General features: G+C 63.9%; 27 protein-coding genes. 16 read left to right on the plus strand and 11 right to left on the minus strand.

The features are described 5' to 3' along the window. The first annotated feature begins 175 nt into the window (after positions 1-175). Entirely contained in the window at positions 176-1,072 is an 897-nt protein-coding gene (locus BMW49_RS18740) for an AEC family transporter (RefSeq protein ID WP_069521522.1), read from the plus strand. Here BMW49_RS18740 and BMW49_RS24830 read toward each other — a convergent pair. Continuing rightward, on the minus strand, positions 1,061-1,204 hold the full coding sequence (locus BMW49_RS24830; protein ID WP_167362820.1) for a hypothetical protein: 144 nt from the start codon (positions 1,202-1,204) through the stop codon (positions 1,061-1,063). The two genes, BMW49_RS18740 and BMW49_RS24830, sit on opposite strands and share 12 nt — an antisense overlap. A 150-nt stretch (positions 1,205-1,354) precedes the next feature. Between BMW49_RS24830 and BMW49_RS18745 the strand changes: the two genes are divergently transcribed. Beyond that, complete coding sequence (locus BMW49_RS18745; RefSeq protein WP_069521524.1) at positions 1,355-2,245, plus strand: esterase/lipase family protein; 891 nt, start codon at positions 1,355-1,357, stop codon at positions 2,243-2,245. Between the two features lie 5 nt (positions 2,246-2,250). Here BMW49_RS18745 and BMW49_RS18750 read toward each other — a convergent pair whose 3' ends face one another. The 5 genes from BMW49_RS18750 to dksA form a co-directional block, all read right to left on the minus strand. Beyond that, complete coding sequence (locus tag BMW49_RS18750; RefSeq protein ID WP_069521526.1) at positions 2,251-3,450, minus strand: GGDEF domain-containing protein; 1,200 nt, start codon at positions 3,448-3,450, stop codon at positions 2,251-2,253. 166 nt (positions 3,451-3,616) lie between these two features. Further along, positions 3,617-4,291: a cupin domain-containing protein gene (locus BMW49_RS18755; RefSeq protein ID WP_069521528.1), complete on the minus strand. Its 675-nt coding sequence runs from the start codon at positions 4,289-4,291 to the stop codon at positions 3,617-3,619. 18 nt (positions 4,292-4,309) lie between these two features. After that, positions 4,310-4,837 carry a hypothetical protein gene (locus BMW49_RS18760; protein WP_069521530.1) on the minus strand — a complete coding sequence of 176 codons (528 nt, stop codon included), beginning with the start codon at positions 4,835-4,837 and terminating at the stop codon, positions 4,310-4,312. Positions 4,838-4,932: 95 nt separating this feature from the next. Continuing rightward, the gene (gene gluQRS, locus BMW49_RS18765; protein ID WP_069521532.1) at positions 4,933-5,820 is read right to left on the minus strand and encodes a tRNA glutamyl-Q(34) synthetase GluQRS; all 888 of its coding nucleotides are present in this window, start codon (positions 5,818-5,820) and stop codon (positions 4,933-4,935) included. Between the two features lie 91 nt (positions 5,821-5,911). Then, positions 5,912-6,355 carry an RNA polymerase-binding protein DksA gene (dksA, locus tag BMW49_RS18770; protein ID WP_069521534.1) on the minus strand — a complete coding sequence of 148 codons (444 nt, stop codon included), beginning with the start codon at positions 6,353-6,355 and terminating at the stop codon, positions 5,912-5,914. 195 nt (positions 6,356-6,550) lie between these two features. On the opposite strand from dksA, the gene BMW49_RS18775 reads away from it, so the two are divergent. Both BMW49_RS18775 and sfsA read left to right on the plus strand, forming a co-directional pair. Continuing rightward, positions 6,551-7,732, plus strand: a complete 1,182-nt coding sequence (locus BMW49_RS18775; RefSeq protein ID WP_069521536.1) for a pyridoxal phosphate-dependent aminotransferase — start codon at positions 6,551-6,553, stop codon at positions 7,730-7,732. After that, positions 7,722-8,426 carry a DNA/RNA nuclease SfsA gene (gene sfsA / locus BMW49_RS18780; protein WP_069521538.1) on the plus strand — a complete coding sequence of 235 codons (705 nt, stop codon included), beginning with the start codon at positions 7,722-7,724 and terminating at the stop codon, positions 8,424-8,426. Before BMW49_RS18775 ends, sfsA begins: the two co-directional genes overlap by 11 nt. Before the next feature lie 64 nt (positions 8,427-8,490). On the opposite strand, the gene BMW49_RS18785 is transcribed toward sfsA, so the two are convergent. Beyond that, positions 8,491-8,808, minus strand: a complete 318-nt coding sequence (locus BMW49_RS18785) for a Rieske (2Fe-2S) protein (protein WP_069521540.1) — start codon at positions 8,806-8,808, stop codon at positions 8,491-8,493. Between the two features lie 71 nt (positions 8,809-8,879). Beyond that, positions 8,880-11,081 (minus strand): TonB-dependent hemoglobin/transferrin/lactoferrin family receptor, encoded by a 2,202-nt coding sequence (locus BMW49_RS18790; protein WP_069521542.1) that lies wholly within the window; start codon positions 11,079-11,081, stop codon positions 8,880-8,882. Positions 11,082-11,256: 175 nt separating this feature from the next. Between BMW49_RS18790 and BMW49_RS18795 the strand changes: the two genes are divergently transcribed. From BMW49_RS18795 to deoD, 12 genes are all read left to right on the plus strand, one after another. Next, the gene (locus BMW49_RS18795) at positions 11,257-12,324 is read left to right on the plus strand and encodes a hemin-degrading factor (protein WP_069521544.1); all 1,068 of its coding nucleotides are present in this window, start codon (positions 11,257-11,259) and stop codon (positions 12,322-12,324) included. A 62-nt stretch (positions 12,325-12,386) separates the two neighbouring features. Then, positions 12,387-13,280, plus strand: coding sequence for a heme/hemin ABC transporter substrate-binding protein (locus tag BMW49_RS18800; protein WP_069521546.1), 894 nt, complete (start codon positions 12,387-12,389; stop codon positions 13,278-13,280). After that, positions 13,277-14,314: a FecCD family ABC transporter permease gene (locus BMW49_RS18805; protein ID WP_069521548.1), complete on the plus strand. Its 1,038-nt coding sequence runs from the start codon at positions 13,277-13,279 to the stop codon at positions 14,312-14,314. Before BMW49_RS18800 ends, BMW49_RS18805 begins: the two co-directional genes overlap by 4 nt. After that, a complete protein-coding gene (locus tag BMW49_RS18810) occupies positions 14,314-15,081 on the plus strand; it encodes a heme ABC transporter ATP-binding protein (protein WP_069521550.1) in 768 nt (255 codons plus the stop codon). Before BMW49_RS18805 ends, BMW49_RS18810 begins: the two co-directional genes overlap by 1 nt. Positions 15,082-15,090: 9 nt before the next feature. Continuing rightward, complete coding sequence (locus BMW49_RS18815) at positions 15,091-15,972, plus strand: ChaN family lipoprotein (RefSeq protein WP_069521552.1); 882 nt, start codon at positions 15,091-15,093, stop codon at positions 15,970-15,972. Between the two features lie 302 nt (positions 15,973-16,274). Beyond that, positions 16,275-16,694, plus strand: coding sequence for a cytidine deaminase (gene cdd, locus BMW49_RS18820; protein ID WP_069521554.1), 420 nt, complete (start codon positions 16,275-16,277; stop codon positions 16,692-16,694). Positions 16,695-16,763: 69 nt separating this feature from the next. Then, positions 16,764-18,023 carry a NupC/NupG family nucleoside CNT transporter gene (locus BMW49_RS18825; protein ID WP_069521556.1) on the plus strand — a complete coding sequence of 420 codons (1,260 nt, stop codon included), beginning with the start codon at positions 16,764-16,766 and terminating at the stop codon, positions 18,021-18,023. A 123-nt stretch (positions 18,024-18,146) separates the two neighbouring features. Further along, a complete protein-coding gene (locus BMW49_RS18830; protein WP_083251827.1) occupies positions 18,147-18,971 on the plus strand; it encodes an outer membrane protein OmpK in 825 nt (274 codons plus the stop codon). A gap of 51 nt (positions 18,972-19,022) precedes the next feature. Continuing rightward, complete coding sequence (deoC, locus tag BMW49_RS18835; RefSeq protein WP_069521558.1) at positions 19,023-19,796, plus strand: deoxyribose-phosphate aldolase; 774 nt, start codon at positions 19,023-19,025, stop codon at positions 19,794-19,796. After that, positions 19,786-21,105 carry a thymidine phosphorylase gene (deoA, locus tag BMW49_RS18840; RefSeq protein WP_341864819.1) on the plus strand — a complete coding sequence of 440 codons (1,320 nt, stop codon included), beginning with the start codon at positions 19,786-19,788 and terminating at the stop codon, positions 21,103-21,105. The genes deoC and deoA overlap by 11 nt, the downstream gene beginning before the upstream one ends. 43 nt (positions 21,106-21,148) lie before the next feature. Then, positions 21,149-22,393, plus strand: a complete 1,245-nt coding sequence (locus BMW49_RS18845) for a phosphopentomutase (RefSeq protein ID WP_069521560.1) — start codon at positions 21,149-21,151, stop codon at positions 22,391-22,393. Continuing rightward, positions 22,393-23,115, plus strand: a complete 723-nt coding sequence (gene deoD / locus BMW49_RS18850; protein WP_069521562.1) for a purine-nucleoside phosphorylase — start codon at positions 22,393-22,395, stop codon at positions 23,113-23,115. Before BMW49_RS18845 ends, deoD begins: the two co-directional genes overlap by 1 nt. A 250-nt stretch (positions 23,116-23,365) precedes the next feature. Here the strand turns inward: deoD and BMW49_RS18855 are convergent, their stop codons facing one another. The 3 genes from BMW49_RS18855 to BMW49_RS18865 form a co-directional block, all read right to left on the minus strand. Further along, the gene (locus tag BMW49_RS18855; protein ID WP_069521565.1) at positions 23,366-24,166 is read right to left on the minus strand and encodes a Crp/Fnr family transcriptional regulator; all 801 of its coding nucleotides are present in this window, start codon (positions 24,164-24,166) and stop codon (positions 23,366-23,368) included. A 204-nt stretch (positions 24,167-24,370) separates the two neighbouring features. Next, entirely contained in the window at positions 24,371-24,643 is a 273-nt protein-coding gene (locus BMW49_RS18860; RefSeq protein ID WP_069521568.1) for a TfoX/Sxy family protein, read from the minus strand. Positions 24,644-25,115: 472 nt separating this feature from the next. Continuing rightward, entirely contained in the window at positions 25,116-25,463 is a 348-nt protein-coding gene (locus BMW49_RS18865; protein WP_069521570.1) for a pentapeptide repeat-containing protein, read from the minus strand. Between the last annotated feature and the right edge of the window lie 8 nt (positions 25,464-25,471).

The raw sequence follows: 25,471 nt of genomic DNA on the forward strand, positions 1-25,471 counted from the left end.
TTCTTGCACGTGGGGAGGGATAAACCTTGGAGCCCGGCGCGCGGGCGAAAGTTGCGCTTATTTTTCCGCGCTAACGGTCGCCTGGCCGTTGCGCCGCGGTTTATCCTGGCGCCCCTCAAGAGCGCGCCTTTCAGGCGATTGGCAGCGCTGGGCTAATCAAGGAGCATGGCGGCTGATGGTGGTTATCCAGGCGATTCTGCCGATTTTCGCGTTGATAGTGCTGGGCTACCTGCTGGGTTGGCGCAACGTGCTCAGTGGTGAATCGGCCGCCGGGCTGGCGGCCATTACCTTCAAGCTGTTTATGCCGACCCTGTTGTTTGCCGGCATCGCCAAGGCCCCGCTCGGTGAAGGGCTGTCGCCCTTGTTGTTGGTGGCCTATTTCGTGCCGGTGCTGCTGGTGTTTGCCTCGGTCAACCTGGTGGTGCACCTGCAGCGCGGCCAGGCGACCCCGTTGGGGCTGACGGCGGCATTTTCCAACAATGTGCTGGTGGGCATTCCGCTGGTAACCAGCCTGATGGGCTCCCAGGGGCTGGTCTATGTTTTCGCCATTCTGGTGTTTCACAGCCTCACGCTGTTTTCCCTGCACAGCCTGTACGCCGCCTTTGGTGGGCGGGAGCGGGTCAACGGGCTGGCGCTGCTGAAGAACCTGGCCAACCCGATGATCATTGGCCTGGCCCTGGGCGCGTTGCTCAACCTGTCCGGCCTGAGTGTGCCGGAGCCGCTGTGGCGGATGATCACCTGGCTGTCCCAGGCCGCGCTGCCCTGTGCATTGATCGTGCTGGGCGTCAGCCTGTCGCGCTATCGCCTGCGCCCCAGCCCCACCGCGCTGGGCGTGACGCTGGCCAAGCTGGTGCTGTTCCCGGCGCTGGTATGGTGGTTCAGCGCCTGGCTGCCCGGCCTCAACGACTCGGCGCGGATGGTGCTGGTGCTGCTGGCGGCCTGCCCGAGCGGGGTGAACATTCTGGCGTTCGCCAAGACCCCCGAAGACACTCGGCAGGTCAGCTCGGCGGTGTTTCTGTCCACCGTGCTGGCGGCGTTGACGCTGCCGTTATGGATGCTCTCACTGGGCTGAAGGCAGCGCCACGCTGGCAGCCTGGGAGTCGATGACTTCCCCGAGCAAGGGCTGGGGCTGGCGGCTGGGCATGGCCAGGGCATAGGGCGCAAGCAGGCTGAGGATCAGGCTGAGTGCGAGTGCGCGTTTCATGATGAAGTCCTCACGGGGTGTTTCAGGGGGCCTATGCTAGGTATTCCATGAAATATAAGAAGTTGAGCGTTCTGATAGTGTCCATTGACCGTCCTGATACAGAACATGCCGCTGCCTTTCGTCCACCTCCTTTATGACAGGGACGCTTCTATGCATCGCCCGGCAACTCCGCGTTATCCGTTGATCCTGGTTCCCGGTCTGCTCGGCTTTGTCCGCTTGCTGGGGTATTCCTACTGGTTCGGCATCATTCGCGCGCTGCGCCGCGAAGGGGCACAGGTGACTGCTGTGCTGGTCTCGCCAATTAACGCTACGCAGGTACGTGGCGAACAGTTGCTTGAGCGCATTGCCGAGGTCATGCGCGAAACGGGCGCACCGCGGGTGCATCTGATCGGCCATAGCCAGGGGGCGCTGACGGCGCGCTACGCCGCTGCCCTGCGGCCCGATTGGGTGGCCTCGGTGACCTCGGTGGCCGGGCCCAATCATGGCTCGGAGCTGGCGGATTTTCTCGCCCGCAAGGCGCCGCTCGACAGTTGGCGCGGCCGCCTGCTGGGCGCGTTATTGCGTGGGCTGGCGCGCTGCATGGGGTGGCTGGAAACCGGCTACCGTGGGCCGCGCCTACCAGTGGATGTGGCGGCGGCCGAGGGCTCGCTGACCAGTGAGGGGGTGGCGGCGTTCAACGCACGTTTTCCCCAGGGCTTGCCCGAGACCTGGGGCGGTGAAGGAGCGGCCGAGGTCAATGGTGTGCGCTATTACTCCTGGTCCGGCACCTTGCAACCCGGGCTCACCGACTGCGGCGGCAACCGCTTCGACGGCCCTAACCGGGCGTGCCGGTTGTTCGCCCGCACTTTTCAGCGCGAAGCGGGGCAGTGCGACGGCATGGTCGGTCGCTATAGCTCACACCTGGGTACGGTGATTGGCGACGATTTTCCGCTGGATCACTTCGATATCGTCAACCAGAGTTTCGGTCTGGTCGGTAAAGGCGCTGATCCGGTCGGGCTGTTTGTCGCCCATGCGCGGCGGCTATACGAGGCAGGCCTCTGACCGGTTCAGCCTGACGTGGCCGCTATCTGCACGCAATTACGGCCACTGCCTTTGGCCGCATAGAGCGCTTCATCAGCCTGGCGCATCAGCCAGGCCGGGGTGGTCTGGGGTGTTGGTACCGTCAGCGCCACGCCAATGCTCACTGTCACCATTGTCCGCTCGCCGGATGCACCATGCTCCAGGCCCAGGACCTCAATGGCGCTGCGGATGCGTTCGGCGATCTGCACGGCGGTGTCCAGGTCGGTATCGGTAAGCAGTACAGCGAATTCCTCGCCGCCCAGACGCGCGACCAGATCCTGGGCACGGCGCTGGGACTCTATGGCGGCGGCCACGGTGGCCAGGCAGATATCACCCTGCTGATGGCCGTAATGGTCGTTGTAGCGTTTGAAGTGGTCGATATCGATCATCAGCACACCAATGTGCCGCGCTCGCTGGGCTGCCTCTTGCCAGAGACGCTGGTAGACCTCGTCGAAGCGGCGTCGGTTAGGCAATTGGGTGAGCGAGTCCGTTTGCGATATATGCGTCAGTACCTGATTGCTTTCGTGCATCAGGCTGGCGCGCAGGCGCTCGCGCAACAGCAGCAGGTAGTTGTTGCGCTCGCTGATTTCGAGGCGATAGTTGGCGAATAAGGTGAAAACCGCCGTACCCAGGGTCGTGAGCAATGCGAATGTCTTGGCCTCAAGGGGCATCAGGGCGCTGGGCACAACATACAGGGCCATGATCAGCAGGCAGGCCAGGGTGGTGAGCAGCGCATACTTGAAGCGCAGGGCGATCACGATATTGCTGGCCAGCAGAATCAGGCAAAAGGAGAACGGGTCGAACATCGCAATGGACTGCGGCGAGAACGAGAAGATCAGCCCCGAGGTGGCCATGCCGAGCACGATGATCAGCGCCAGGCAGCCCTCCCTTTGCCAGCCGGGCGGTCCTGTGCGGACCCACAGCAGCGCGAGCATGCCAAAGCCGCTGACCAGGCCCAGGCGTAAGGCGGCAATGCCCCAGAATTGTGCCGGGCGCAGCAGGTAGTCGGCGATAAGAAAAGAGTCATAAATCAGCAGGCAAATCACGCCCGATATAAACAGCATCTGCGAGCGCTGGTCGCCAGTATCGGCCTCGAAGCGCTTCTCCAGATCATCGGGAAAGCGCAAACGGTACTGGCGCTCGCCCAGCGCCGCCTCGAGTTGCTCGTGCGGGGTAGGGTTGAGCATCGGCGTCTCCTGAAATGCCTTACTGGCTTACGGTCGGCTACTTGGCCCGTAACCCGTAAAAAGGTACTTGGGGGAGTGGCCTTGATCCTTGGCATTGCAACTGGGCAGAGCGCGCTTGAAAGCGCGCTGCCTGCCTACGCACGATAGTAGAGTAAGTCCTGGGCTGCTAGCGGGCTGCCAGGGAAACCAGCGCAAGGTGTCCGGTTTTTATCCACAGCAGACATCCGCACGCACTGTAGCTGCGCTGTTCGGTCAGTTGTGGCGTGCGGCGCCAGGTCCCCTTGGGGTAATCGCCATGGTCATCCCGGAAGTTGCCTTCGAGCACCAGTATTTCCTCACCGCGGCCATTCCCTGGCTGGGTGAAATGACTGCCAGGCGCACAGCGCAGCAGGCTGACCTGCTCATGGCCGTGCTGGTGCAGGGGCAAGACTTCAACACCCGGTGTCGAGCCTGGCGTCCACAGGGTACGGGTGGTGTCGATGACGACCGGGCTGTCGTCATCAAGGGCGAATTGGTAGAGCTTGACGAAGATCGTGCAGCCATCCTCGCTGAACGGCGCATGGGCTGTGCCGATGGGGTTGCGTACGTACGTCCCCGCCGGGTAATCACCGCGGGCATCGGAGAACACGCCCTCCAGCACCAGGTATTCTTCCCCGCCGGGGTGCTGGTGCTCGCTGAAGCGTGATCCGGGCGCGTAGCGCACCAGGGAGGTGGCGCGGGCCACCTCGTCGCCAATGCGATCAAGCAGGCAGCGTTCGACCCCGGCCATGGGCGAGGCCAGCCAAGGGCTGTCGCCGGGGCGGATCACCACCGGCTGGCTGAAATCGGCATGCAGGCGCATGGAGGCTCCCGTTCAGTTTTATTCCTGGGCGGCCTTGAGCGACTCGTAGGCCGGTGCGGCGTACAGGCCGATTTCTACAGCCAACTCCAGCACCCGTGGCAGGTCGCTGGTGTACACCAGTACGGCCTGGAGTTCGTCGTCCAGCGGTTCGCTGAAGTCCACCAGCACATAGCCGCCGGTTTCTGGCGAGAGGCTGGAGAGTTGCACCTGAATACGGTTGAGCGCCTTGAGCGGTTCGGTCTTGGCCAGTTGCTTGGCCTTGAGCACGAAGCTGACCTCTGGGCCGAAGGATTCGGTGATCTGCTGGAACAAGGCTTCATAGCTGTCAGCCTGGAACAGCACGGTCTCCGGCAGGCTGCCGACCACCACCCATTCACCCAGGGGAATGGGGAAGCTGTCGTCGTAGTTGATGTCCGGGTTGGTCGCCAGGAACGCTGCCGGGTCGGCATAGGCCTGGGCGGCTTCGTCGGCGATGCGAGTAATTTCGTCGTCGGCCATGCAGCCCGAGCTAATTTTGCTGATCAGTTCGTGGAGTTGGGCTTTCATGGCGTGTCCTGTGGTGCGGATAAAAGAGGCGAGCAGGATAGCAGACCGAGGGCCCTCTCCCGTTTGGTTCGTGTGCGACGAAACGGGGACAGCCTCTAATCCAGGCTGGCTTCGGCCAGGGTGGTGCTACGTGGAATACGGCTGGCATCCCAGCGTGTCGTCGCCCAGGCCAGTACTTCAGCGGGGCGCGCCTGGGCGAGGTGCGCATCACTGTCCTGGCCCAGGGCGCGCAAGGCACGCAGTAGCAGGGCGCTGGCCTGCTCGGCTGGGAGCGCTGGCGAGCGGTAGGTCTTACCCAGCTTGTGGCCATCGGGCTGGGTCAGCAGCGGGACGTGCAGGTAACGTGGCTGGGGCAGGCCAAGCAGCTCCTGCAGATAGAGTTGCCGTGGCGTGGAGTCCAGCAGGTCGGCGCCGCGTACGACATCGGTGATGCCCTGCCAGGCGTCGTCCAGCACCACGGCGAGCTGGTAGGCATGCAGGCCATCGCGGCGGCGAATCACGAAATCGCCCACCTCGCGGGCCAGGTCCTGGGCAAAGGTTCCCTGCACGCGGTCATTGAACCCGTAGCGTAGCGCCGGCACACGCAGGCGAATCGCTGCATCGCTCAGCCCGTGGTTCTGCTCGCGACAGGTGCCGGGGTAAAGGCCATTGCTGCCTTCGAGTTGCTTGCGCGAGCAGGTGCAGGCATAGGCCAGGCCCTGTTCGAGCCAGCGCTGCAGCACTTCGGCGTAGGCGTCGGTGCGCTGGCTCTGGCAGACCACCTCGGCGTCCCATTCAAAACCGTAGGCTTCAAGGGTCTGCAGGATCGCCGCCTGGGCGCCCGGCACTTCGCGCGGCGGGTCGAGGTCTTCCATGCGCACCAGCCAACGGCCGCCCACGGCGCGGGCGTCGAGGTAGGAAGTGAGGGCGGCGACCAGCGAGCCAAAATGCAAATAGCCGCTGGGGGTGGGGGCGAAGCGGCCGATGTAGGGCGGACGGTTCATGGGCAAGCCTTAGGTAGAAACAACAAGGGGTGCCGAAGCACCCCTTGTGGGTCGTCAGGCCGAAGCCTGGCGCGATGTACTGCACGGCCAATCAGGAACCGATCTGCTTTTCCTTGATTTCCGCCAGGGTTTTGCAGTCGATGCACAGGGTTGCGGTCGGGCGGGCTTCGAGGCGGCGAATGCCGATCTCTACACCACAGGAGTCGCACCAGCCGTAATCGTTGTCTTCGATCAGTTGCAGGGTTTCGTCGATTTTCTTGATCAGCTTGCGTTCACGGTCACGGGCGCGCAGTTCGAGGCTGAATTCCTCTTCCTGGCTGGCGCGATCGGCTGGATCGGGGAAGTTGGCTGCCTCGTCCTGCATGTGGTGTACGGTACGGTCGACTTCCTGCATCAGTTCCAGCTTCCACTTATTGAGGATGCCGGTGAAGTGGGCGCGCATCGGCTCACCCATGTATTCCTCGCCCTTTGTTTCTTTATAGGGCTCGAAACCACGAGTCAGTTGGCTGCTAGTTGCTTTTGCTTTGGTGGGCATGGATGACCGCCTCTCACTCTCTCTAATCCACTGCGCAGGATACTATCCTTTGCCGTTAATACTCGGCCCTGCGGCTGCAAGCGGGCGAACTTACCAGAACAACACCTGCCGCGCCACTCCCGGTTGTCGAGGTTGCTGCCGTTTGCCCCAGGCCTTGGGTAGAATCCGCGGCTCGACCCATTTCAAGGCCCTTTCATGCCCACGACCTACAGTGCCCGCAGTCGCGCCATCGAGCCGTTCCACGTCATGGCCTTGTTGGCCCGCGCCAATCAGTTGCAGGCCGATGGGCATGATGTGATTCACCTGGAGATCGGCGAGCCGGATTTCACCACCGCCGCGCCTATTATTGCCGCTGGCCAGGCTGCCCTGGCGGCTGGCCATACGCGCTATACCGCAGCCCGTGGTTTGCCCGCCCTACGTGAAGCGATTGCCGGGTTTTACGCCCAGCGTTACGGCGTGCAGGTTGATGCCGAGCGCATTCTGATCACCCCCGGCGGCTCGGGTTCATTGTTATTGGCCACCAGCCTGCTGGTCGATCCGGGCAAGCACTGGTTGCTGGCCGATCCGGGTTACCCGTGCAACCGACATTTTCTGCGCTTGGTCGAGGGCGCGGCGCAACTGGTGCCGGTTGGCCCCGAGGTGCGCTACCAACTGACTCCCGAATTGGTCGATCGGCATTGGGATAGCGACAGCGTCGGCGCGTTGGTCGCCTCGCCGGCCAACCCGACCGGTACGCTGCTCAGCCGCGAGCAACTGGGCGGGCTGTCCCAGGCGCTCAAGGCCCGTGGCGGGCACTTGGTAGTCGATGAGATCTACCACGGCCTGACTTACGGCTGCGACGCCGCCAGTGTGTTGGAGGTGGATGACGACGCCTTCGTGCTCAATAGTTTTTCCAAGTATTTCGGCATGACCGGTTGGCGCCTCGGCTGGCTGGTGGCGCCGCAGGCGGCGGTGGCCGATTTGGAGAAGCTTGCGCAAAACCTCTACATCAGTGCGCCGAGCATGGCCCAGCACGCCGCACTGGCCTGCTTCGAGCCCGCGACCCTGGGAATCCTCGAACAGCGCCGGCATGCCTTCGCCGCGCGTCGCGACTATCTCCTGCCGGCATTGCGCGCGCTGGGCTTCGGCATCGCCGTGGAACCGGAAGGCGCCTTCTATTTATATGCAGACATCAGCGCCTTTGGCGGCGATGCCTTCAGCTTCTGCCAGCACTTTCTGGAAACCGAGCATGTGGCCTTCACCCCAGGCCTGGATTTCGGTCGCTACCAGGCCGCGCACCATGTCCGTTTCGCCTACACCCAGGACCTGCCGCGCCTGGAGCAGGCGGTCGAGCGCATCGCCCGTGGGCTGAAGAGCTGGCGCGCCCGTGAAATTTGAGCCGCCGCTGCAGCAAGGGCGCTTGCTACGCCGCTACAAGCGCTTTCTCGCCGATATCGAAACTTCAACCGGCGAGTTGTTGACCCTGCATTGTCCAAATACCGGCTCGATGCTCAATTGCATGAGCGAGGGCGCGGCGGTCTGGTTCAGCCGTTCCAATGATCCCAAGCGCAAGCTGCCGGGCACCTGGGAGATCGGCGAGACGCCCCACGGGCGCCTGGCGCTGATCAACACTGCGCGCGCCAATACCTTGGTGGAGGAGGCCCTGCGCGCCGGGGTGATCAGTGAGCTGGACGGCTTCATCGGGTTGCGCCGCGAAGTGCCCTATGGTCAGGAGCGCAGCCGGGTGGACTTCTGCCTGGAGTACCCCGGTGGTACGGCCTTCGTCGAGGTCAAGAGCGTCACCCTGGGCTTTGCCGACAGCAGCGTGGCGGCCTTCCCCGATGCGCGCACCGAGCGTGGCGCAAAGCATCTGCGCGAGCTGGCGGCGCTGGCCCGCGCCGGGGTACGCGCAGTGCAGCTGTATTGCGTGAATCTCTCCGGTATCAGCGCCGTGCGCGCCGCCGAGGAGATCGACCCACAATATGCGGCAGCGCTACGCGAGGCGCGCTTGGCCGGCGTCGAAGTGCTGGCTTATGGTGTGGATATCAGCCCGGACGAGGTGCGGGTGGTACGCCGTTTAGAAGTGCTATAGAGCGTGTGGGAGGGGCTTTAGCCGCGACTCTTTCGGCGCTTGTAAGAGTTATCGCGAATAAAGGCTAGGGTTGTACCCAAATGCCGGTGGCGTCCTCACTGCAGGCAATGGCCTGCAGCCCCTGCCCGGCGCAGGGGCCGGCCACGCACTCACCGCTCTCGATCAGAAACAGCGCGCCATGGCGGGCGCACTGGATCAAGCTGCCGCTGTTGTCGAGAAACTGATCCGCTTGCCACTCCAGCGGCACTCCACGGTGCGGGCAGCGGTTGCGGTAGGCATACACCTGACCGGCCCGTCGTACAGCCAGCAGGTTCAGTTCATCGATAACGAAGCCCCGGCTCTGGCCTTCAGCCAGCTCGCCGGGGGTGCATAAGCGGATCATCGCGTGCTCCAGTAATGAAGCCGGATTATCGCGCAGGAAGAAGGGGGGCGCATCCTTGCGCAGATGAAACGCTAGAACTGCCAGGACGCCGATACGCGGAAGTTGCGCCCTGGCTCGCTGTAATAGTCATCCGGTTGCGCGCCAGTGCGGCTGCCCGTGTCCGGCACGTTGAGAGCGTTCCAGTACTGCTTGTCGAACAGGTTGAACAGGCCGGCTTGCAGACGGACGCCCTCCAGGACCGCCGGTTGCCAGAAGCCGGTGAGGTCGACCACGGCGTAGCCGGGCGCCTGGAAGTCGCCGTCGTTCTCGACCTTGTCGCGGCTGCGGGCGGCGGTCAGCATCAGGTCGGCGCCGTAGCGTTGCTGGGTGTAGCTCAGGCCGAGGGTGCCGGTGAGGGGAGCGACCGAGTTCAGGTGCTGGTCGGTTTCGCGGTCTTTGCCGACGGCCCAGGCCACCGATGTCCAGGCCTGCCAGGCCGGGGCGAATTGCCAGTGGGCGGTGCCTTCCGCGCCGTAGATGCGCACCTTGTTGCGGTTCTCCATGACTTCGAAGAAAGTCGGGAATTCGCCGGTCTGGAAACCGTAGTCCGCCTCGTTGGCGGTGATGCTGTCGATGAAGTTCTTGTAGCGGTTGTCGAACAGGCTGATGGAGCCGCCCAGGCGCTCGTTACCCAGGCGCGTGCCGACTTCATAGCCGGTGCTTTCCTCGGGTTTCAGGTTCGGGTTGCCGACCCGCGCGTAGCGCATGCCGGTGTTGATGAAGGTGCTGTACAGCTCGTTGACGTCGGGTGCCTTGAAGCCCTCTGCCCACTGGGCATAAAAGCTTGCCAACTCGTGGGCCTGCCAGTTCAGCAGCAGGCTGCCCGACCAGTTGGAGTCTTTGTTCTCGGTCAGCATCACGCTGTCGCCTGCCAGTACATAGCCGCTGGTGTTGCTATCGGGTTTGTAGGCATAGCGGTCGTAGCGCAGGCCGGGGGTCAGGGTCAGGGTATCGCTCAGGTCGATTTCGTCCTTCAGATACAGGGCGTAGAGCGTGCCCGGTGTTTTCGGCATTTCGGCCTGGTTGGTGTGCAGGTTCATGCAGGCGAAATAAATTCCTGTTGGCGTACCACCGGGCTGGAAGGGTGGCACCAGCACGCTTGGGCAGGCATCGTAGCCGCCGCTGTACTGCTGCGCCTCGATTCGGCTCGCCTCGCCACCCAGGGTCAGGTTGTGCTGGCCGACCTGTTTGCCCAGGCTGCTGTTGATGCCGTACTGGGTCTTCTCGATCTCATTGCTACGCCCGAACGGGCCGGCCAGGGTGCCGGCGCGGGTGGCGTCGACTTGGTCCTCGCGATAGACCTTTTGCCAGTAAACAACGGTCTCTGCCCAGTCGAGCAGGCCACTGGCGTCCTCGGCCTGGTAATGGTGGTCGAAGGACAGGCGCTTGCGCTCGTTGGTTTCGCGGGCGTCATAGTGATCGGGGTAGTTGGCCGTGCCCTGGTTGATTCGACTGTCCATGTCCTCTTCGCGCTCGAACCGCTCGGCGGTGATGCCCACGCGGTGACCGCCCTGCAGCTTCTGCTGCACCTTGACCAGCAGGCTGTGCTGGTCGGTGTCGCTGGGGTTGGGCTCGGTACGCTGGCTACCCAACGCATCGTCATGACCCATGTTTTCGCGCTCGTGCCCTTGCCGGCCACCGGCCTGCAGCAGCCAGGAGGTGTCGTTGAAACGCCCGGCCAGGGCGGCATTCAGGCCCCAGCTGCGGTCGGCGCTGTCGTAATCACTTTTGACCAGGCCGGCGAAGTCGTCTTCGGTGCCCAGGAGATCGTCTGGATTGAGGGTGCGTAACTGTAGCGCGCCACCGAGGGCTCCTGAACCCATCTGGCTGGAGTTGGCGCCGCGTACCACGTCGATCGATGACAGGCTCTGGAAGTCGATGCTGTCCAGGCCACCGTTGACCTCGCGCACAGCGTCGTTGAGCCAGGGCAGGCGAATGCCGTCGATGGTGGTCAGCACGCGGTCGCTGTCCAGGCCACGGATGTTGATGCTGTTGTTGTTGCGGTTATAGCTCACGCCGGGTTCGGCGCGGCGTGCGAGGTCGTCGAAGCTGCGGATCTGCCGCCGTTCAAGGGTATCGGCGTCGGTGCTGGTGGTAGTCGGCAGCGCCTGGGCAGCAGCAGTGGCGGTTACTTCCACATCCGGTAGCTCGGCGGGAGCGTCAGCCAGGACCAGAGAGGGGCAGAGCAGCAGGGCAAGCCAGGGGCGGCGGGTGAACGGTGGGCGAATCAGCATCGTCATGACTCCAGTGCGTGGGGGCAGCTCTGCGGCTGTTGGTTGGCAATGGCGCAAAACGGTAACCAGATTAATTCTCGGATGCAAATACTTCTCATATAGATTATTTTGTTTGGGTTTTGATACGACTGCCCAGGCCGCAGTCGCCCCAGGCCTTGAGAGAGGAAGCGTTCCGATGAATACCGCATACACCGCCGCCGTGCAGGTGGCCGATCTGTATCAACGCTGGCAGGCCCTGCGCCATGAGCAGCCGCGTTTACGCGCCCGCGAGGCGGCCGCCGCGCTGGGCGTCAGCGAAGCCGAGCTGACTGCCAGCCGGTTGGGCGTGGATGCCGTGCGCCTGCGCCCGGACTGGGCCGAGTTGCTGCCGGCGCTGGGTGAACTGGGTCGGGTGATGGTGCTGACGCGTAATGAGCACTGTGTTCATGAGCGCAAAGGCCTGTACCGCGAGGTCAGCGTCAGCGCTAACGGGCAGATGGGGTTGGTGGTGTCGGCCGATATCGATCTGCGGCTGTTCCTCGGCGGCTGGGCCAGCGTGTTTGCTGTGGCCGAGCAAACCGCCAACGGTATGCTGCGCAGCCTGCAGGTGTTTGATCGTCAGGGCGTTGCGGTGCACAAGGTCTACCTGACCGAAGACAGCCACGTGTCGGCCTGGGCGCCGTTGCTGACGCGCTTCGCTGCGGCCGAGCAAAGTCCTGAACTGGCCCTGCAGCCGCTGCCTGCAGCGCCGCTGCACAAGGCCGACGAGCAGATCGACCAGCAGGCTCTGCGCGATGGTTGGGCGGCACTGAAGGACACCCACCACTTTTTCGCCTTGCTGAAAAAGCACGAGGTCGCGCGGACCCAGGCTTTGCGCCTGGCGGGCAGCCAGTGGGCTGAGCCGCTGGACACCCGCGAATTGCCCCGGCTGATGGAGCAGGCGGGCGCCGGTGAGGTGCCGATCATGGTGTTTGTCGGCAACCGCCACTGCATCCAGATCCACACCGGGCCGGTGCGCAACCTGCGTTGGATGGACACTTGGTTCAACGTTCTTGACCCTGACTTCAACCTGCACCTGCAGACCGCCGGGGTGGTCGAACTCTGGCGCGTGCGCAAGCCCAGCGTGGACGGGGTGATCACCAGCCTGGAGGCTTTCGACGCCGACGGCGAACTGGTGGTCCAGCTATTCGGCGCGCGTAAACCGGGTATGGCCGAGCGCGACGATTGGCGCGAATTGGCCGAGGCCTTGCCGGTTCTGGGCTGAGCCCTGTGTGCCCGCCGCCATGCTTGGCGGCGGGCTTTGCTTATTTATAAGGAGCCCTGACCATGCGTCTTGCGCAGATACTCGGCGGCCTGGCAGCCGTTTTGTTGTTCCCGAATCAGGTGCTGGCGGCCGAGCCGTTGCCGCAGCGCTGGGTCAGTGCTGGCGGCGCGCTCAGCGAGTGGGTGGTCGAACTGGGCGGAGAAGCCCGTTTGGTCGGGGTCGACACCACCAGCCTGCATCCGGCGTCGCTCAGCCGTTTGCCGAGCATTGGTTACCAGCGCCAACTGGCCGCCGAGGGCATTCTCAGCCTGCAGCCGCAATTGTTGCTGGGCACTGAAGAGATGGGCCCGCCACCGGTCTTGGCGCAGCTAAAGGCCGCAGGGGTGCAGGTCGAGGTGCTGCCGTCTACGCCGGATCTTTCTACCCTGGCCGCCAACCTGCAGCGCATCGGTACGCTGCTGGGCGAGCCGCAACGTGCCAGCGCGCGTTTTGACGCCTACCGCGAACAGCTGCAGCGCCAGGCTGATTGGCTCGCGCAGGCACAGCAGCCGGCGCCGCGCGTACTGTTGGTGGTCGGCCATGCCGGCGGTAGTCCGCTGGCGGCAGGGCGGGGCACGGCGGGTGCCTGGCTGGTCGAGCAGGCCGGCGGGCGTAATCTGCCCGAGCATGAGGGCTACAAAACCCTGTCCACCGAGGCTTTGCTGGCCCTGGACCCCGAGGTGCTGGTGATCGCCGATCGGCGTCTGAAAGGTGATGCTGCGCGCGACGCGCTGTTGGCGCAGAACCCGGCTCTGGCGGCCACCACGGCCGCGCGTACGGGGCGCCTGCTGACGCTGGACCCGACCCTGCTGGTCGGTGGCCTGGGGCCGCGTGTACCGGATGGGCTGGCGGCCATGTCCGCAGCCTTTTATCCTGCCCGCCAGCCCCTTACCGCCGAAGCCTCGCCTAAGCCATGAAGCCCGTTCTTACACCGCGCTCACTGTTTATTGCACTGGGCCTGTTGCTCGCGCTTGCGCTCTGGTTGTCCCTGGCCCTGGGGCCGGTCAGCCTGCCGCTGCTCGATACGCTGCAGGCGGCGCTGCGCCTGCTCGGGGCGCCGCTTGGCGGTGCCGAATTGGATCAGGCTGAGTTGATTCTCGGGCAGATTCGTTTGCCGCGTACCTTGCTGGGCCTGGCGGTGGGCGCCGTGCTGGCGCTCTGTGGCGTGGCCATGCAGGGGCTGTTTCGCAACCCGCTGGCTGACCCCGGACTGGTCGGGGTGTCCAGCGGCGCCGCATTGGGTGCGGCGGTGGCGATAGTCGGCGGCGCTGCCTTGGGCGGCCTACCGCAGGTCTACGCTCCTTATCTGCTGTCGCTCTGCGCGTTTGCCGGCGGCCTGGGGGTGACGGCGTTGGTCTACCGTCTCGGCCGGCGCGATGGCCAAACCAGTGTCACCACCATGCTGCTGGCCGGCATTGCCCTGAATGCCCTGGCGTTCGCCTGCATCGGCCTGTTCACCTACCTGGCCGATGACGCCACCCTGCGTACCCTGACGTTCTGGAACCTGGGTAGCCTCAATGGCGCCAGCTACAGCCGGTTGTGGCCGCTGCTGCTGGTCACTCTGGCGGTGGCGCTGTGGCTGCCGCGCCGGGCCAAGGCGCTGAACGCCCTGCTGCTGGGCGAGTCGGAAGCGCGTCACCTGGGCTTTGCCGTGGAGCGGCTCAAGCGTGAGCTGGTGTTCTGCACCGCCCTGGGCGTGGGCGCAGCTGTGGCGGCGGCAGGGATGATCGGCTTTATCGGTTTGGTCGTGCCGCACCTGGTGCGCCTGCTGGTCGGGCCGGATCACCGGGTGTTGCTGCCCGCTTCGGCACTGGCTGGCGCCAGCCTGTTGCTGTTCGCCGATTTGATCGCCCGTTTGCTGCTGGCCCCGGCCGAGCTGCCGATCGGCATCGTCACGGCGTTGCTCGGTGCGCCATTCTTCCTCTATCTGCTGTTGCGAGGGCGCACCTGATGCTGCGTGTCGAGAACCTGGCGGTAAAGCGCGGGCCCTGCACGGTGCTGGCGGAGGTCGATCTGGCGCTGCTGCCCGGCGAAGTGCTGGGCGTGCTCGGCCCCAATGGCGCCGGCAAGAGCACGCTGCTCGGCGCGCTTAGCGGCGAGTTGCCGGTGGCGCAGGGGCAGGTCTGGCTCGGCCAGCAGGCCCTGGCGGACTGGAACCCGGTCGAGCGCGCGCAACGCCTGGCCGTATTGCCGCAGACCTCGACGCTGAGCTTCGCCTTCAGTGTCGAGGCGGTCGTCGGCATGGGCCGGCTGCCCCATGCCAGCGGTCAGCAGCGCGATGCGCAGATCGTCGGCGAGGCGTTGGCCGCCGCCGATGCCAGCCACCTGGCCGGGCGCAGCTACCTGGCGCTGTCCGGCGGTGAGCGCCAGCGCGTGCACCTGGCGCGGGTGCTGGCGCAGCTCTGGCCAGGGGCGGCGGGGCAGGTGCTGTTGCTCGATGAGCCGACTTCGATGCTCGACCCACTGCACCAGCACACCACCTTGCAGGCAGTGCGGCGCTTTGCCGAGCAGGGCGCCGCGGTGCTGGTGATCGTGCATGACCTGAACCTCGCGGCCCGCTATTGTGATCGCCTGCTCCTGCTGCGCGAGGGCCGTCCCTACGCGCTCGGCAGCCCGGAGCAAGTGCTGCGTGCCGAACCGCTGCAGGCGGTTTTCGGTCTGGATGTCCTGGTGCAGCAACACCCGGAGCGCGGCCACCCGTTGATCATTGCTCGCTGAGGGTTTGCCATGCGCCTGTTGTCGTTCGTCCTGTTGCTCTGTTTGGCCGGCTGCCAGGCACATCTGCCGGCACTGCCCGCGTGGCAGTTGCCAAGCGAGGGGCAGGCGCCCGGTGTTGGGCAGATCATCGATCTGCGCAGCGGCCAGGCCCTGAGCCCGGCGCAACTGGTCGAGCAATTGGCTGACGCGCCGCAGGTTTTGGTCGGTGAGCGGCATGACAACCCCGACCACCACGCCCTGCAACTCTGGTTGTTACAGGCCCTGGCCAGTCAGCGCGGGCAGGGCAGCCTGCTGCTGGAAATGCTCACGCCAAGCCAGCAGGCCCAGGTCGATGGCGTGCGCCCAACACTGGCGCGGGGCGAGGCGGTGACTGATCTAGCCGCCGCGCTGAGCTGGGAGAAGGGCTGGGATTGGGCGCTGTACGGCCCCGTGGTGCGGTATGCCCTGGCGCAGCCTTACCCGTTGCGGGCGGCCAACCTGGACCGTGCCGAGGTCATGGCTATCTACCGTGCCGTGCCGCCGCTCAAGGGCGCCGCGGCGAGTGCGCCCGCTGTGCGCGAGGCGCTGCTGGCGCAGATTCGCACCTCACACTGCGACCTGCTGCCTGAAAGCCAGTTGCCCGCCATGCTCGCCGTGCAGCAGCAGCGCGACCTGCGCATGGCGCAAGCGCTGCAGGCAGCCGCGACGCCGAGCCTGCTATTTGCCGGGGCTTACCATGTGCGGCGTGACCTCGGCGCGCCGCTGCATTTGCGTGATCTTGGTCTGCCCGCCGACGAACGGGTACTGATCCTCGCCGAAGCCGGCAAACCGGTCAGTGCGGCCATGGCTGACTATGTCTGGTACACCCCAGGCGTGGCCGAACAGGACCTCTGCGCCCAGCTGCGGCGCTGATTTTTACCTGCCCGGCGAGCCGCTGTCCGCCGTCCAGCGCCTAGCCCCTGCGCACTTTCAACGCCTTCGCAAGGCAATGACTGATTTCGGTGCGTGGGCGCACCAAAAAAATACCTGTTTGACAAGTTTTCAGGTTTTGGCGCAGATTATTGCCATGCCAAACGTTTGCTACACGCTGAATGTCGGGCTAACACTCTAAAAAACAACAATTTTTCAGGCGGCCTGAAATCCTTTTTTCAAGTTGGCGCGGCACTTGCTGTAGCTGACCGACAAGACAGGTTTCGAAGACGCCCGGAGTGCTCATGACGCATACCCCCATCACCGCTTCGCAGGTCGCTACGCTGCTCGATGCAGCCCGCCAGGCCAGCACCCGCGCCTATTGCCGCTACTCCGATTTTCCCGTCGGAGCCGCGCTGCTGACCCATGACGATCGCCTTATCACAGGCTGCAACGTGGAAAACGCCTCGTTCGGCCTGACCAACTGCGCCGAGCGCAGCGCGCTCTTCGCCGCCATCAGTCAGGGTTACGCCCCGCGCAGTTTCAAGGCGCTGGTGGTGTATGCACCCAAGGTCGAGCTGATCAGCCCCTGCGGCGCCTGTCGCCAGGTGATCAGCGAGCTGCTCGAGGCCGATTGCCCGGTGTATTGCTGCGGCAGCGATGACAGCCAGATGCGCCAGTGGCGCACCGATGAGCTGCTACCCGGCGCTTTCAGCTTTCCCTGAATCTACCTTCGGGCTGCCCCACGCAGCTCGCCCCTATCGTCTATTGCCCTGTAGCGGGAGCCCTGCGCCATGAGTTTGATCGGCATCGTCGTGTTGTTGCTTGTTGCCATCGCCTTTTCCAGTAACCGACGGGCCATTCGCCCACGGACGGTGATCGGCGCCTTTCTGATTCAGGCTGGTCTGGGCGCCTTCGTGCTCTACGTGCCCTGGGGGCAGGAAGTGCTGCTCAACTTGTCCGGTGCTGTGTCGGCGCTGCAGAGCGCGGCCAACGAAGGCATCGCCTTTCTGTTTGGCGGTTTGGCCGGTGACAAAATGTTTGAAGTCTTCGGCGGCGGTGGTTTTGTTTTCGCCATTCGCGTGCTGCCGCTGATTGTGTTCTTCAGTGCCTTTATCGCAGTGCTCTACTACCTGGGGGTAATGACCCTGATTATCCGGGTGATCGGCGGCGCCCTGCGCTGGGTGTTGGGCACCAGTCGTACGGAGTCGATGTCGGCCACCGCCAATATCTTTGTCGGCCAGACCGAAGCGCCGCTGGTGGTGCGCCCCTTTATCCCGCGCATGACCCGCTCGGAACTGTTCGCGGTCATGGTCGGTGGCTTGGCCTCGGTCGCCGGCTCGGTGTTGATCGGCTATGCCAGCCTGGGTGTCGAACTCAAGTACCTGATCGCCGCCAGCTTCATGGCAGCCCCGGGTGGATTGCTGATGGCCAAGCTGATGGAGCCGGAGACCAGCAAGCCGCATGACGATCCCAGTGACTTGCAGCAAGGTGAAGACGAGCGTCCGACCAATGTGCTCGATGCGGCCGCCAGCGGTGCTTCCAGTGGCTTGATGCTGGCGCTCAACGTCGGCGCCATGCTGTTGGTGTTTATCGCCCTGATTGCCGTGCTCAACGGTTTGCTGGGCTGGTTCGGCGGCCTGGTCGGCTACCCACAGGTAAGCCTGCAGGGGCTGCTCGGTTACCTGTTCGCACCGCTGGCCTTCGTCATCGGCGTGCCCTGGGGCGAAGCGGTTCAGGCCGGCAGTTTTATCGGCCAGAAACTGGTGCTTAACGAGTTTGTCGCCTACATCGATTTCGCCCGTTACATCGATCCGGCCAAAGCGCTGGAGAGCGGTGTGCAGGTGCTCTCGGCGCAAACCCAGGTCATCGTCACCTTTGCCTTGTGCGGCTTCGCCAACCTGTCCTCGATCGGCATCCTCCTCGGCGGCCTTGGCGTGATGGCGCCGACTCGGCGCAAGGAGCTGGCTGAGTTGGGCCTCAAGGCGGTGCTCGCCGGCACCCTGTCCAACCTGATGAGCGCGGCGTTGGCCGGCCTGTTCGTTTCACTTTAAGCGGGGCGCTCGCCCCACAGTCACCCCTGGTCACCGTTCAGGCCTCACTCGAGGCCTGCGGGAACCCTTTGCCCCACGGTCGCCCAAGCGGGCGCTATATCACTCGCGAGAAAGGAGAGTCCGATGTCCATTACCCGTCATACCGCTGTACCGTCCCTGGGCCAGGGCGCTCGCTGGCTGGGTTGTGCCACTGCACTGGCGGTGAGCCCGCAGGTGCTGGCCGATGCGTTCGAGCCAGTGTGGTCGTTCCGTAACGTGTCGCTCAATTACCTGGACTGGTCCAAGGGCACCGAAGACCGTACGGCCAGCAACGCCGCGAAAGGCGATTTCTTCTTCCTCGAAGTGGAAGGCGGGGTGGGCTTTACCTGGGGTGAGTTCTACGGCTTTGCCGACTGGGAAAACCCGGGCAACAAGAAGCGCGAGGACGATGGCCGCGACCAGCGCCGCAGCGCTGCCAAGATCACCTCGCACCTGTACTTGGGCGAGTCGCCGTTTTCCGTCTACCTGCATGTCTACGATTTTCGTGACCCCGGCTATGACGGGCGCGAGCAGGACCAGGTCGTCGGCCTGGGCTATCGCCACACCTTCGACAATGGCCTGTGGTTCAAGCCGTTTCTTGGCGTCGCCCACGTCAACAGCGCCAACTACAGCGGGATGAACGGTTACATGGCAGGCTGGGTGGCCGGTTACGATTTCACCGTGATGGAGCAGAAACTCAGTGTCACCAACTGGCATGAGCTGACCTTCGACCGTGATGACGACTATGTCAGCGAGAACTACGTCAACGGCAGCGCCGGCAAAATGGGTAATAACGGCGCGGTCTCGCTCTGGTGGCACCCCGTGTCGGCCATCACCGCCGGCGTGCAGTACCGTTACTCGATGAACAAGCTTGGCACCCCGGACGATTACCAGAACGCGATGATCTATACCCTCAAATATAATTTCTGATGCCGCCACCCGCCCTCCGGCGGGTGTCTTTGCCACTGCCGAGAATTTGCCATGACTGCCGATCAAACCCTGGCCCAGCAGGCCGTTGCGCTGCTCGACCTGACTTCCCTCAACGCCGACGACGACGAGGCGCGCATCATCGCCCTGTGCCAGCGGGCGCTCAGCCCAGCCGGCACGGTGGCGGCGGTGTGCGTCTACCCAGCGTTCGTCGCGCTGGCGCGGCGCACCCTGGATGAGCTGGGCGGCGCAGCCGTGCGGGTGGCGACTGTGACCAACTTCCCGGCGGGGGCGGCGGATGTCGAGGCTGCCGCTGCACAAACCGCTGCTGCAGTAGCAGCGGGCGCCGACGAAGTAGATGTGGTCTACCCCTATCGCGCGTTACTGGCGGGCGATGCCGCCGTGGGCCGCGCCCTGGTGGCCGCTTGTCGGGCGGCGTGCGGTAGCCGCGTACTGCTCAAGGTGATTCTGGAAACCGGCGAGTTGCAGGACCCCGCGCTGATCCGTCAGGCCAGCCTGGATGCTATCGATGCGGGCGCCGACTTTATCAAGACCAGCACTGGCAAGGTGGCTGTCAACGCCACCGCCGAGGCGGCGCGGATCATGCTCGCGGCGATTGTCGAGCGTGGTGCGCAGGTGGGCTTCAAACCGGCCGGGGGCATCCGCACCCTGGCCGATGCGCGGCTGTATATCGACTTGGCGGGCGAGATCCTGGGTGCCGACTGGGTCACGCCGGCGCACCTGCGTCTCGGTGCATCCAGCCTGCTGGATGATCTGTTGGCGACCTTGGGCCAGGCAGCGGCAGCGGGGCACCACAGTGGCTACTGAGCTGTGGCTGGCCCAGGAAGTGATTGGCCAGAAGCGCGACGGCCAGGTGCTCGCGGCGGCGGATATCCAGCGGTTTGTCGAAGGTATTACCGACGGCAGCGTGGGCGAGGGGCAGATGGCCGCCTTTGCCATGGCCGTGCTGCTCAAGGGCATGACGGTCGCCGAACGTATCGCGCTGACCTGCGCCATGCGTGACTCCGGCCAGGTGCTGCAGTGGCAGTTGCCCGGCCCGGTGGTGGACAAGCACTCCACCGGCGGCGTCGGTGATCTGGTCAGCCTGGTCCTGGCACCGCTGCTGGCCGCCTGTGGCTGCTATGTGCCGATGATTTCCGGGCGTGGCCTGGGCCACACCGGCGGCACCCTGGATAAACTCGAGAGCATCCCCGGTTACTGCATCCAGCCCACCCCCGAGCGCTTGCGTGAGGTGGTTGCCGAGGTTGGCTGCGCGATCATCGGCCAGACCGCCGACCTGGCGCCGGCGGACAAACGCCTGTATGCCATTCGTGATGTCACCGCCACCGTCGAGTCGATTGACCTGATCACCGCCTCGATCCTCGGAAAGAAACTGGCGGCTGGCCTCGACGTGTTGGTCATGGACGTCAAGGTCGGCAATGGCGCCTTTATGCGCGAGCTGTCCGAAGCCGAGGCCCTGGCCCGTAGCCTGGTGGAGGTGGCCAACGGCGCGGGCGTGCGCACCCAGGCGCGGGTCAGCGATATGAATCAGCCCCTGGCACGCAGTGCCGGCAATGCCCTGGAGGTCGAGGAAGCGCTGGCCCTGCTCGCGGGCGAGGTACGCAGCCCGCGGCTGTGGGCGCTGACCCTGACCCTGGCCGAGGACATTCTCCTGGCGGCGCAACGCGTGACTACCCGTAAAGAGGCCCAGGCTCAACTGCAGGCAGTTTGGACCAGTGGCGCGGCGCTGCAGCGCTTCTCGCGTATGGTCGCCGCTCTCGGTGGGCCGAACGATCTGCAGCGTGCGCCCTGGGATTATCTGCCCCAAGCCCCGGTCACGCGGCGCATCGAAGCCTCGCACAGCGGCTATGTCAGCACGGTGGATACCCGTGCCATCGGCCTGGCGGTGATCGGGCTGGGCGGTGGTCGTCAGCAGGCGGGTGATGCCATCGATGCGTCGGTGGGCTTCAGCCAGTTGGCCCTGCCTGGCGAGCCGGCAGGGCCGGGGCATGTACTGGCCTGCGTGCATGCGCGGGATGCGGCCAGCGCCGATTTGGCCGAGCAGGCGCTGCGCCGTGCTTATCAGCTTGCTGACGCGCCGGTCGCTGCCAATGCGCTGATTTTGGCCCATCTCTAGATCGTCACGGTCGAAGGGCGATAACTGATTCAGGAGTTTTCTTATGTCTCGTGCTGTCCTGCTGGTGCTGGACTCGTTCGGCATTGGCGCCACGGCCGATGCCGAGCGTTTTGGCGACGTCGGTGCCAATACCTTTTTGCATATTGCCGAGGCTTGCGCGCGGGGCGAGGCCGACAGCGAACGCCGTGCCGGCCCGTTGCAGCTGCCCAATCTGGCACGGCTGGGCCTGGGTCATGCTGCCGCGTTGAGTGCCGGTTGTTACCCGCCAGGTTTTTCTGCCGAGCAGACAGCGTCGGGGGCCTATGGCTATGCCCGCGAGCTGTCCAGCGGCAAGGACACGCCGTCCGGACACTGGGAAATGGCCGGCGTGCCGGTGCTTGATGACTGGGGCTATTTCCCTGCAGGTACCCCCTGTTTCCCCCGCGCGCTGGTCGAGGCGTTGATCGAGCGCGGCAAGCTGCCCGGCATCCTCGGCGATTGTCATGCCTCGGGTACCACCATCCTTGAACAGCTGGGGGACGAACACCTGCGCACAGGTATGCCGATCTGCTACACCTCGGCTGATAGCGTGTTGCAGATCGCCGCCCATGAAGAGACGTTTGGCCTGCAGCGGCTTTACGAGCTGTGCCTTATTGCCCGTGAGCTGTGCGATGACTACCAGATCGGCCGGGTGATCGCCCGGCCGTTCAGCGGTGACAGCCCGGCGACCTTCAAACGCACCGGCAATCGCCGCGACTATGCCGTGCCGCCACCGGCGCCAACCCTGCTGGATCGCCTGTGCGCCGCCGGCGGACAGGTGCATGCGGTGGGCAAGATCGGCGATATCTTCGCCCATCGCGGCATCAGCCAGTTGTACAAGGCCGACGGCAACGACGCGTTGTTCGACAGCACCCTGCAGGCTCTCGCCCAGGCGCCAGCGCGTAGCCTGGTGTTCAGCAACTTTGTTGATTTCGACATGCTCTACGGCCACCGCCGCGACCTGGCCGGCTACGCCCAGGCGCTTGAGGATTTCGACCGACGTTTGCCCGAGTTGATCGGCGCATTGCAGCCCGACGACCTGTTGCTGCTCTCGGCCGATCACGGCTGCGACCCCAGTTGGCCGGGCAGCGATCACACCCGCGAACACGTGCCCGTGTTGGCCCTGGGCAAGGGCGTGGTGGCCGGCAGCCTGGGCGAGCGCGGCAGTTTTGCCGACATTGGCCAGACCCTGGCCGCGTTTTTCGGCCTGGCGCCCTGCAGCCATGGCCTGTCCTTTTTGCAACCCACTCTTTCGAGGAGTACGCGCTGATGGCGACTGCACATATTCAGGCTGAACCAGGCGATTTTGCTGAAACCGTACTGATGCCGGGTGATCCGCTGCGCGCACGGATGATCGCCGAGACCTACCTGAGCGAGGTACGCCAGGTGAATGCGGTGCGCAATATGCTGGGCTTCACTGGCCTGTATAACGGCCAGCCGGTGTCGGTGATGGGCTCGGGCATGGGCATTGCCTCTATCTCCATCTACGCCCATGAACTGTACAGCCAGTACGGCGTGCAGCGTATCGTGCGGGTCGGCAGTTGTGGCTCGGTACAGTCGGGTGTGCGGGTTGGTGAGCTGGTGCTGGCGCTGGGCGCTTCCACCGACTCTCAGGTCAACCGCAAGCGCCTGGGCGGTTTCGATTTTGCCGCCATCGCTGACTACGCTTTGCTCGCTCATACCGTACAAGCGGCGCAGGCCCGTGGCCTGCCTGTGCACATTGGCAACGTGTTTTCCGCCGACCTGTTCTATGAGCCCGATCCCGAGCTGTTCGCCAAGATGACCCGCATGGGCATTCTTGCCGTGGAGATGGAAGCGGCCGGGCTGTATGGCGTGGCGGCGGAACTGGGCCGTCAGGCGCTCACGCTGCTGACGGTCAGCGATCATATCCTCGACGGCGAAAAACTCAGCGCCCAACAGCGCCAGGATGACTTCCATGACATGGCCAGGCTGGCCTTGGATGCGGTCACCACGCTGCCTGCCCGCGCTTAAATTGCAGGCAAAAAAAGACCCGGGTGTTAGCCGGGTCAATAACCGTGATTAGCCTGATGAGGAGATAACCTGAAGAGCCTGATGAGAGTCTCTTGAGCTTATCGACTGATCTCGCGATCAGTTGAGTGAATAATAACAATTCTCATTCATGAGTCAACGTCTTTTTGAAAAAGATTCTCAACGGCGGATGAACGGTCGGGCGCTACAAAAAAACCGGCCTCGGCCGGGTTCTTGATAATGCAGTGGACAATCACTCATCCGCGTCGGGTAGGCGCAGCTGGGTAACCTCCTTGTTCAGCAGGTCGATGCGTCGTGCCATGCTTTCGATCAGGCTGTGGGCAATGCGTGGGTTGCTCTGCATCAGGCTGAGAAATTGCTCTTTGGGAATCACCATTACCGTGCAGGGTTCGCTGGCCAGTACGGTCGCGCTGCGTTTCTCGCGAGTGAACACCGCCATCGCCCCGAATATCTCGTCTTTCTGCACATCACCGACCTTGTGCCCATTGACATAGGCCTCGGCATGGCCCTCGATGATGATGAACACATGATCGGCGGCATCACCCTGGTGGATCAGTTCTTCACCCGCAGCGAAATGCTGGAAGCCGGTGGAAGGGCGAATTTCCGGTTGCTTGAGCCGCGCCAGCGCGTCCGAGAGCAGCGCGGTATGGCCAACCAGGTACTGAATGAATAGCTCCTGGCGCTGTTCGTTGGCATAGATGTGCTTGAACACGTCGCTGCGTGAATAGGGCAGCAGGCTCAGCGGCTCTTCGCTGCTGTAGCGGCAACTGGGCAGGTCGATGCCTTGGCGCAAGCCGACCAGATCACCCTCCTGCAGGTAGAACAGCGGCCGTTCATCGACTAGCGCGTGCAGCAGGCCATTTTCGATAATGAACAACTGATTGCCCGGCAGCAGCTTGCCCAGGTCGTCGACGCCTTCAAACTGCAACACTTCGCCGCACGGGGCCAGACCGTCGAGCAGTTTGGCCGGGATGCTTTGCAGTCGGTTGATCAGCTGATCGGCGTACGCCGGTTGCTCCCCGAGTAGATACATGTGTGTAATTCCTTGAACGTGCTGAGCGAGGATCCGTTGGCGATTGATAACGCGTCAAGGGTCCGACGCGGTGTGCAGCTGTATGCCGTTGCATGGCCAGGTCGTGGCCATGGGTAACCTGCAGGCCCCTCATGCGCACGAACGTCCCTCAAACAATAGGCGGTGGCGCGTCTTTGGTAAATGTTTGGGCCTTTAGGTTGTGAGCTAGCGCTTGTTGCGCACCTGCGTATCCTCGACCTGAGCGTTGAGAAGTGCCTTGTGCGCCGGTGGCAATTCGCTCCAGTGAACATTCAGGAGTGCGCCTTCGATGGCGTAGAGCAGCACTCTGGAGGCACGAAAGCCGCGTGCGCGTACCGCGCTATAAGCGCTGGCGGCCCCCAGTCGACGGAGGTCGTTGGCGCTATGGATACCCACGGCATGCAGCCATTGTGCTGACGTCTTGCCAAGATTCTTGAGTTGTTGCAGTTCGTCGTTCATCGAGCCTCCTTGCGCCGTATGGATAAAGTTTAGGGGTGCTGCGACTTGCCCAGGCGCAGGTGTACAGATGCAGTAGTCAGCGTAGGTGAGGTGTTGAGTGGGGAGGGCCTCAGTTCTGTTCAATGGCCTGATTCAATGCGCAGACTTGCTCGTAGCCATGTTGCGTGGCTATCCGCTTGGTTCTAATGGCGAACATTGACGGTGCGATCTCGGTCGGGGGGCGGGTATGCAAGCCAAGGTTCTGCGATAGCAATGCTCGATCAGCGCGTTCAGAGCGCTGTTTCTCTCTTGTAGGCCACCACACCAGACAGCGACTGGTCCGCCAGGTTGCAGTAGGCGTGTGACATCGACAAAAACAAGTGGCGTGGCAAGCCCCTGCCAGGCTTGGTCAATCACCACCACGTCCATGGGGCAGTCAGGGCGTAGCTGCTCTTCGGCGCGCCTATCGAATAGCGAGGCGATGGCACGCATATCATTTAGTGCGATAACGCAGGCGTGTGCCGAAGTTGACCGACATGAGGATCTCGTCGGCGGTCAATTCGGCAGGGAAGTAAGCACCGGAGATTTGCGCATGGGCGACGCTCGCACCTTCAAGCTGTGCTTCGCGCAGATCAAGGCCACGCAGATCGGCGCCGCGGAAGTAGGCTCCAGTGAAGTCAATCCGCTCGGCATTCAGTAGTCGCAGGTCAAGGCCGCGGAAATCGCCGTGGGCCAGGTCGATCTGGCCTTCGGCAGGTTTCTGCGCATTGAAGCCTTTGATGTCCTCGTCGCGCAGAAGGCGGTACAGCGGGTTGTCGAGGTGGTGGGGCTGTTCGGTCATGGCGCAAA

The sequence above is a fragment of the Pseudomonas cuatrocienegasensis genome (genome assembly GCF_900110925.1).
GTDB classification, from domain to species: Bacteria; Pseudomonadota; Gammaproteobacteria; order Pseudomonadales; family Pseudomonadaceae; genus Aquipseudomonas; species Aquipseudomonas cuatrocienegasensis.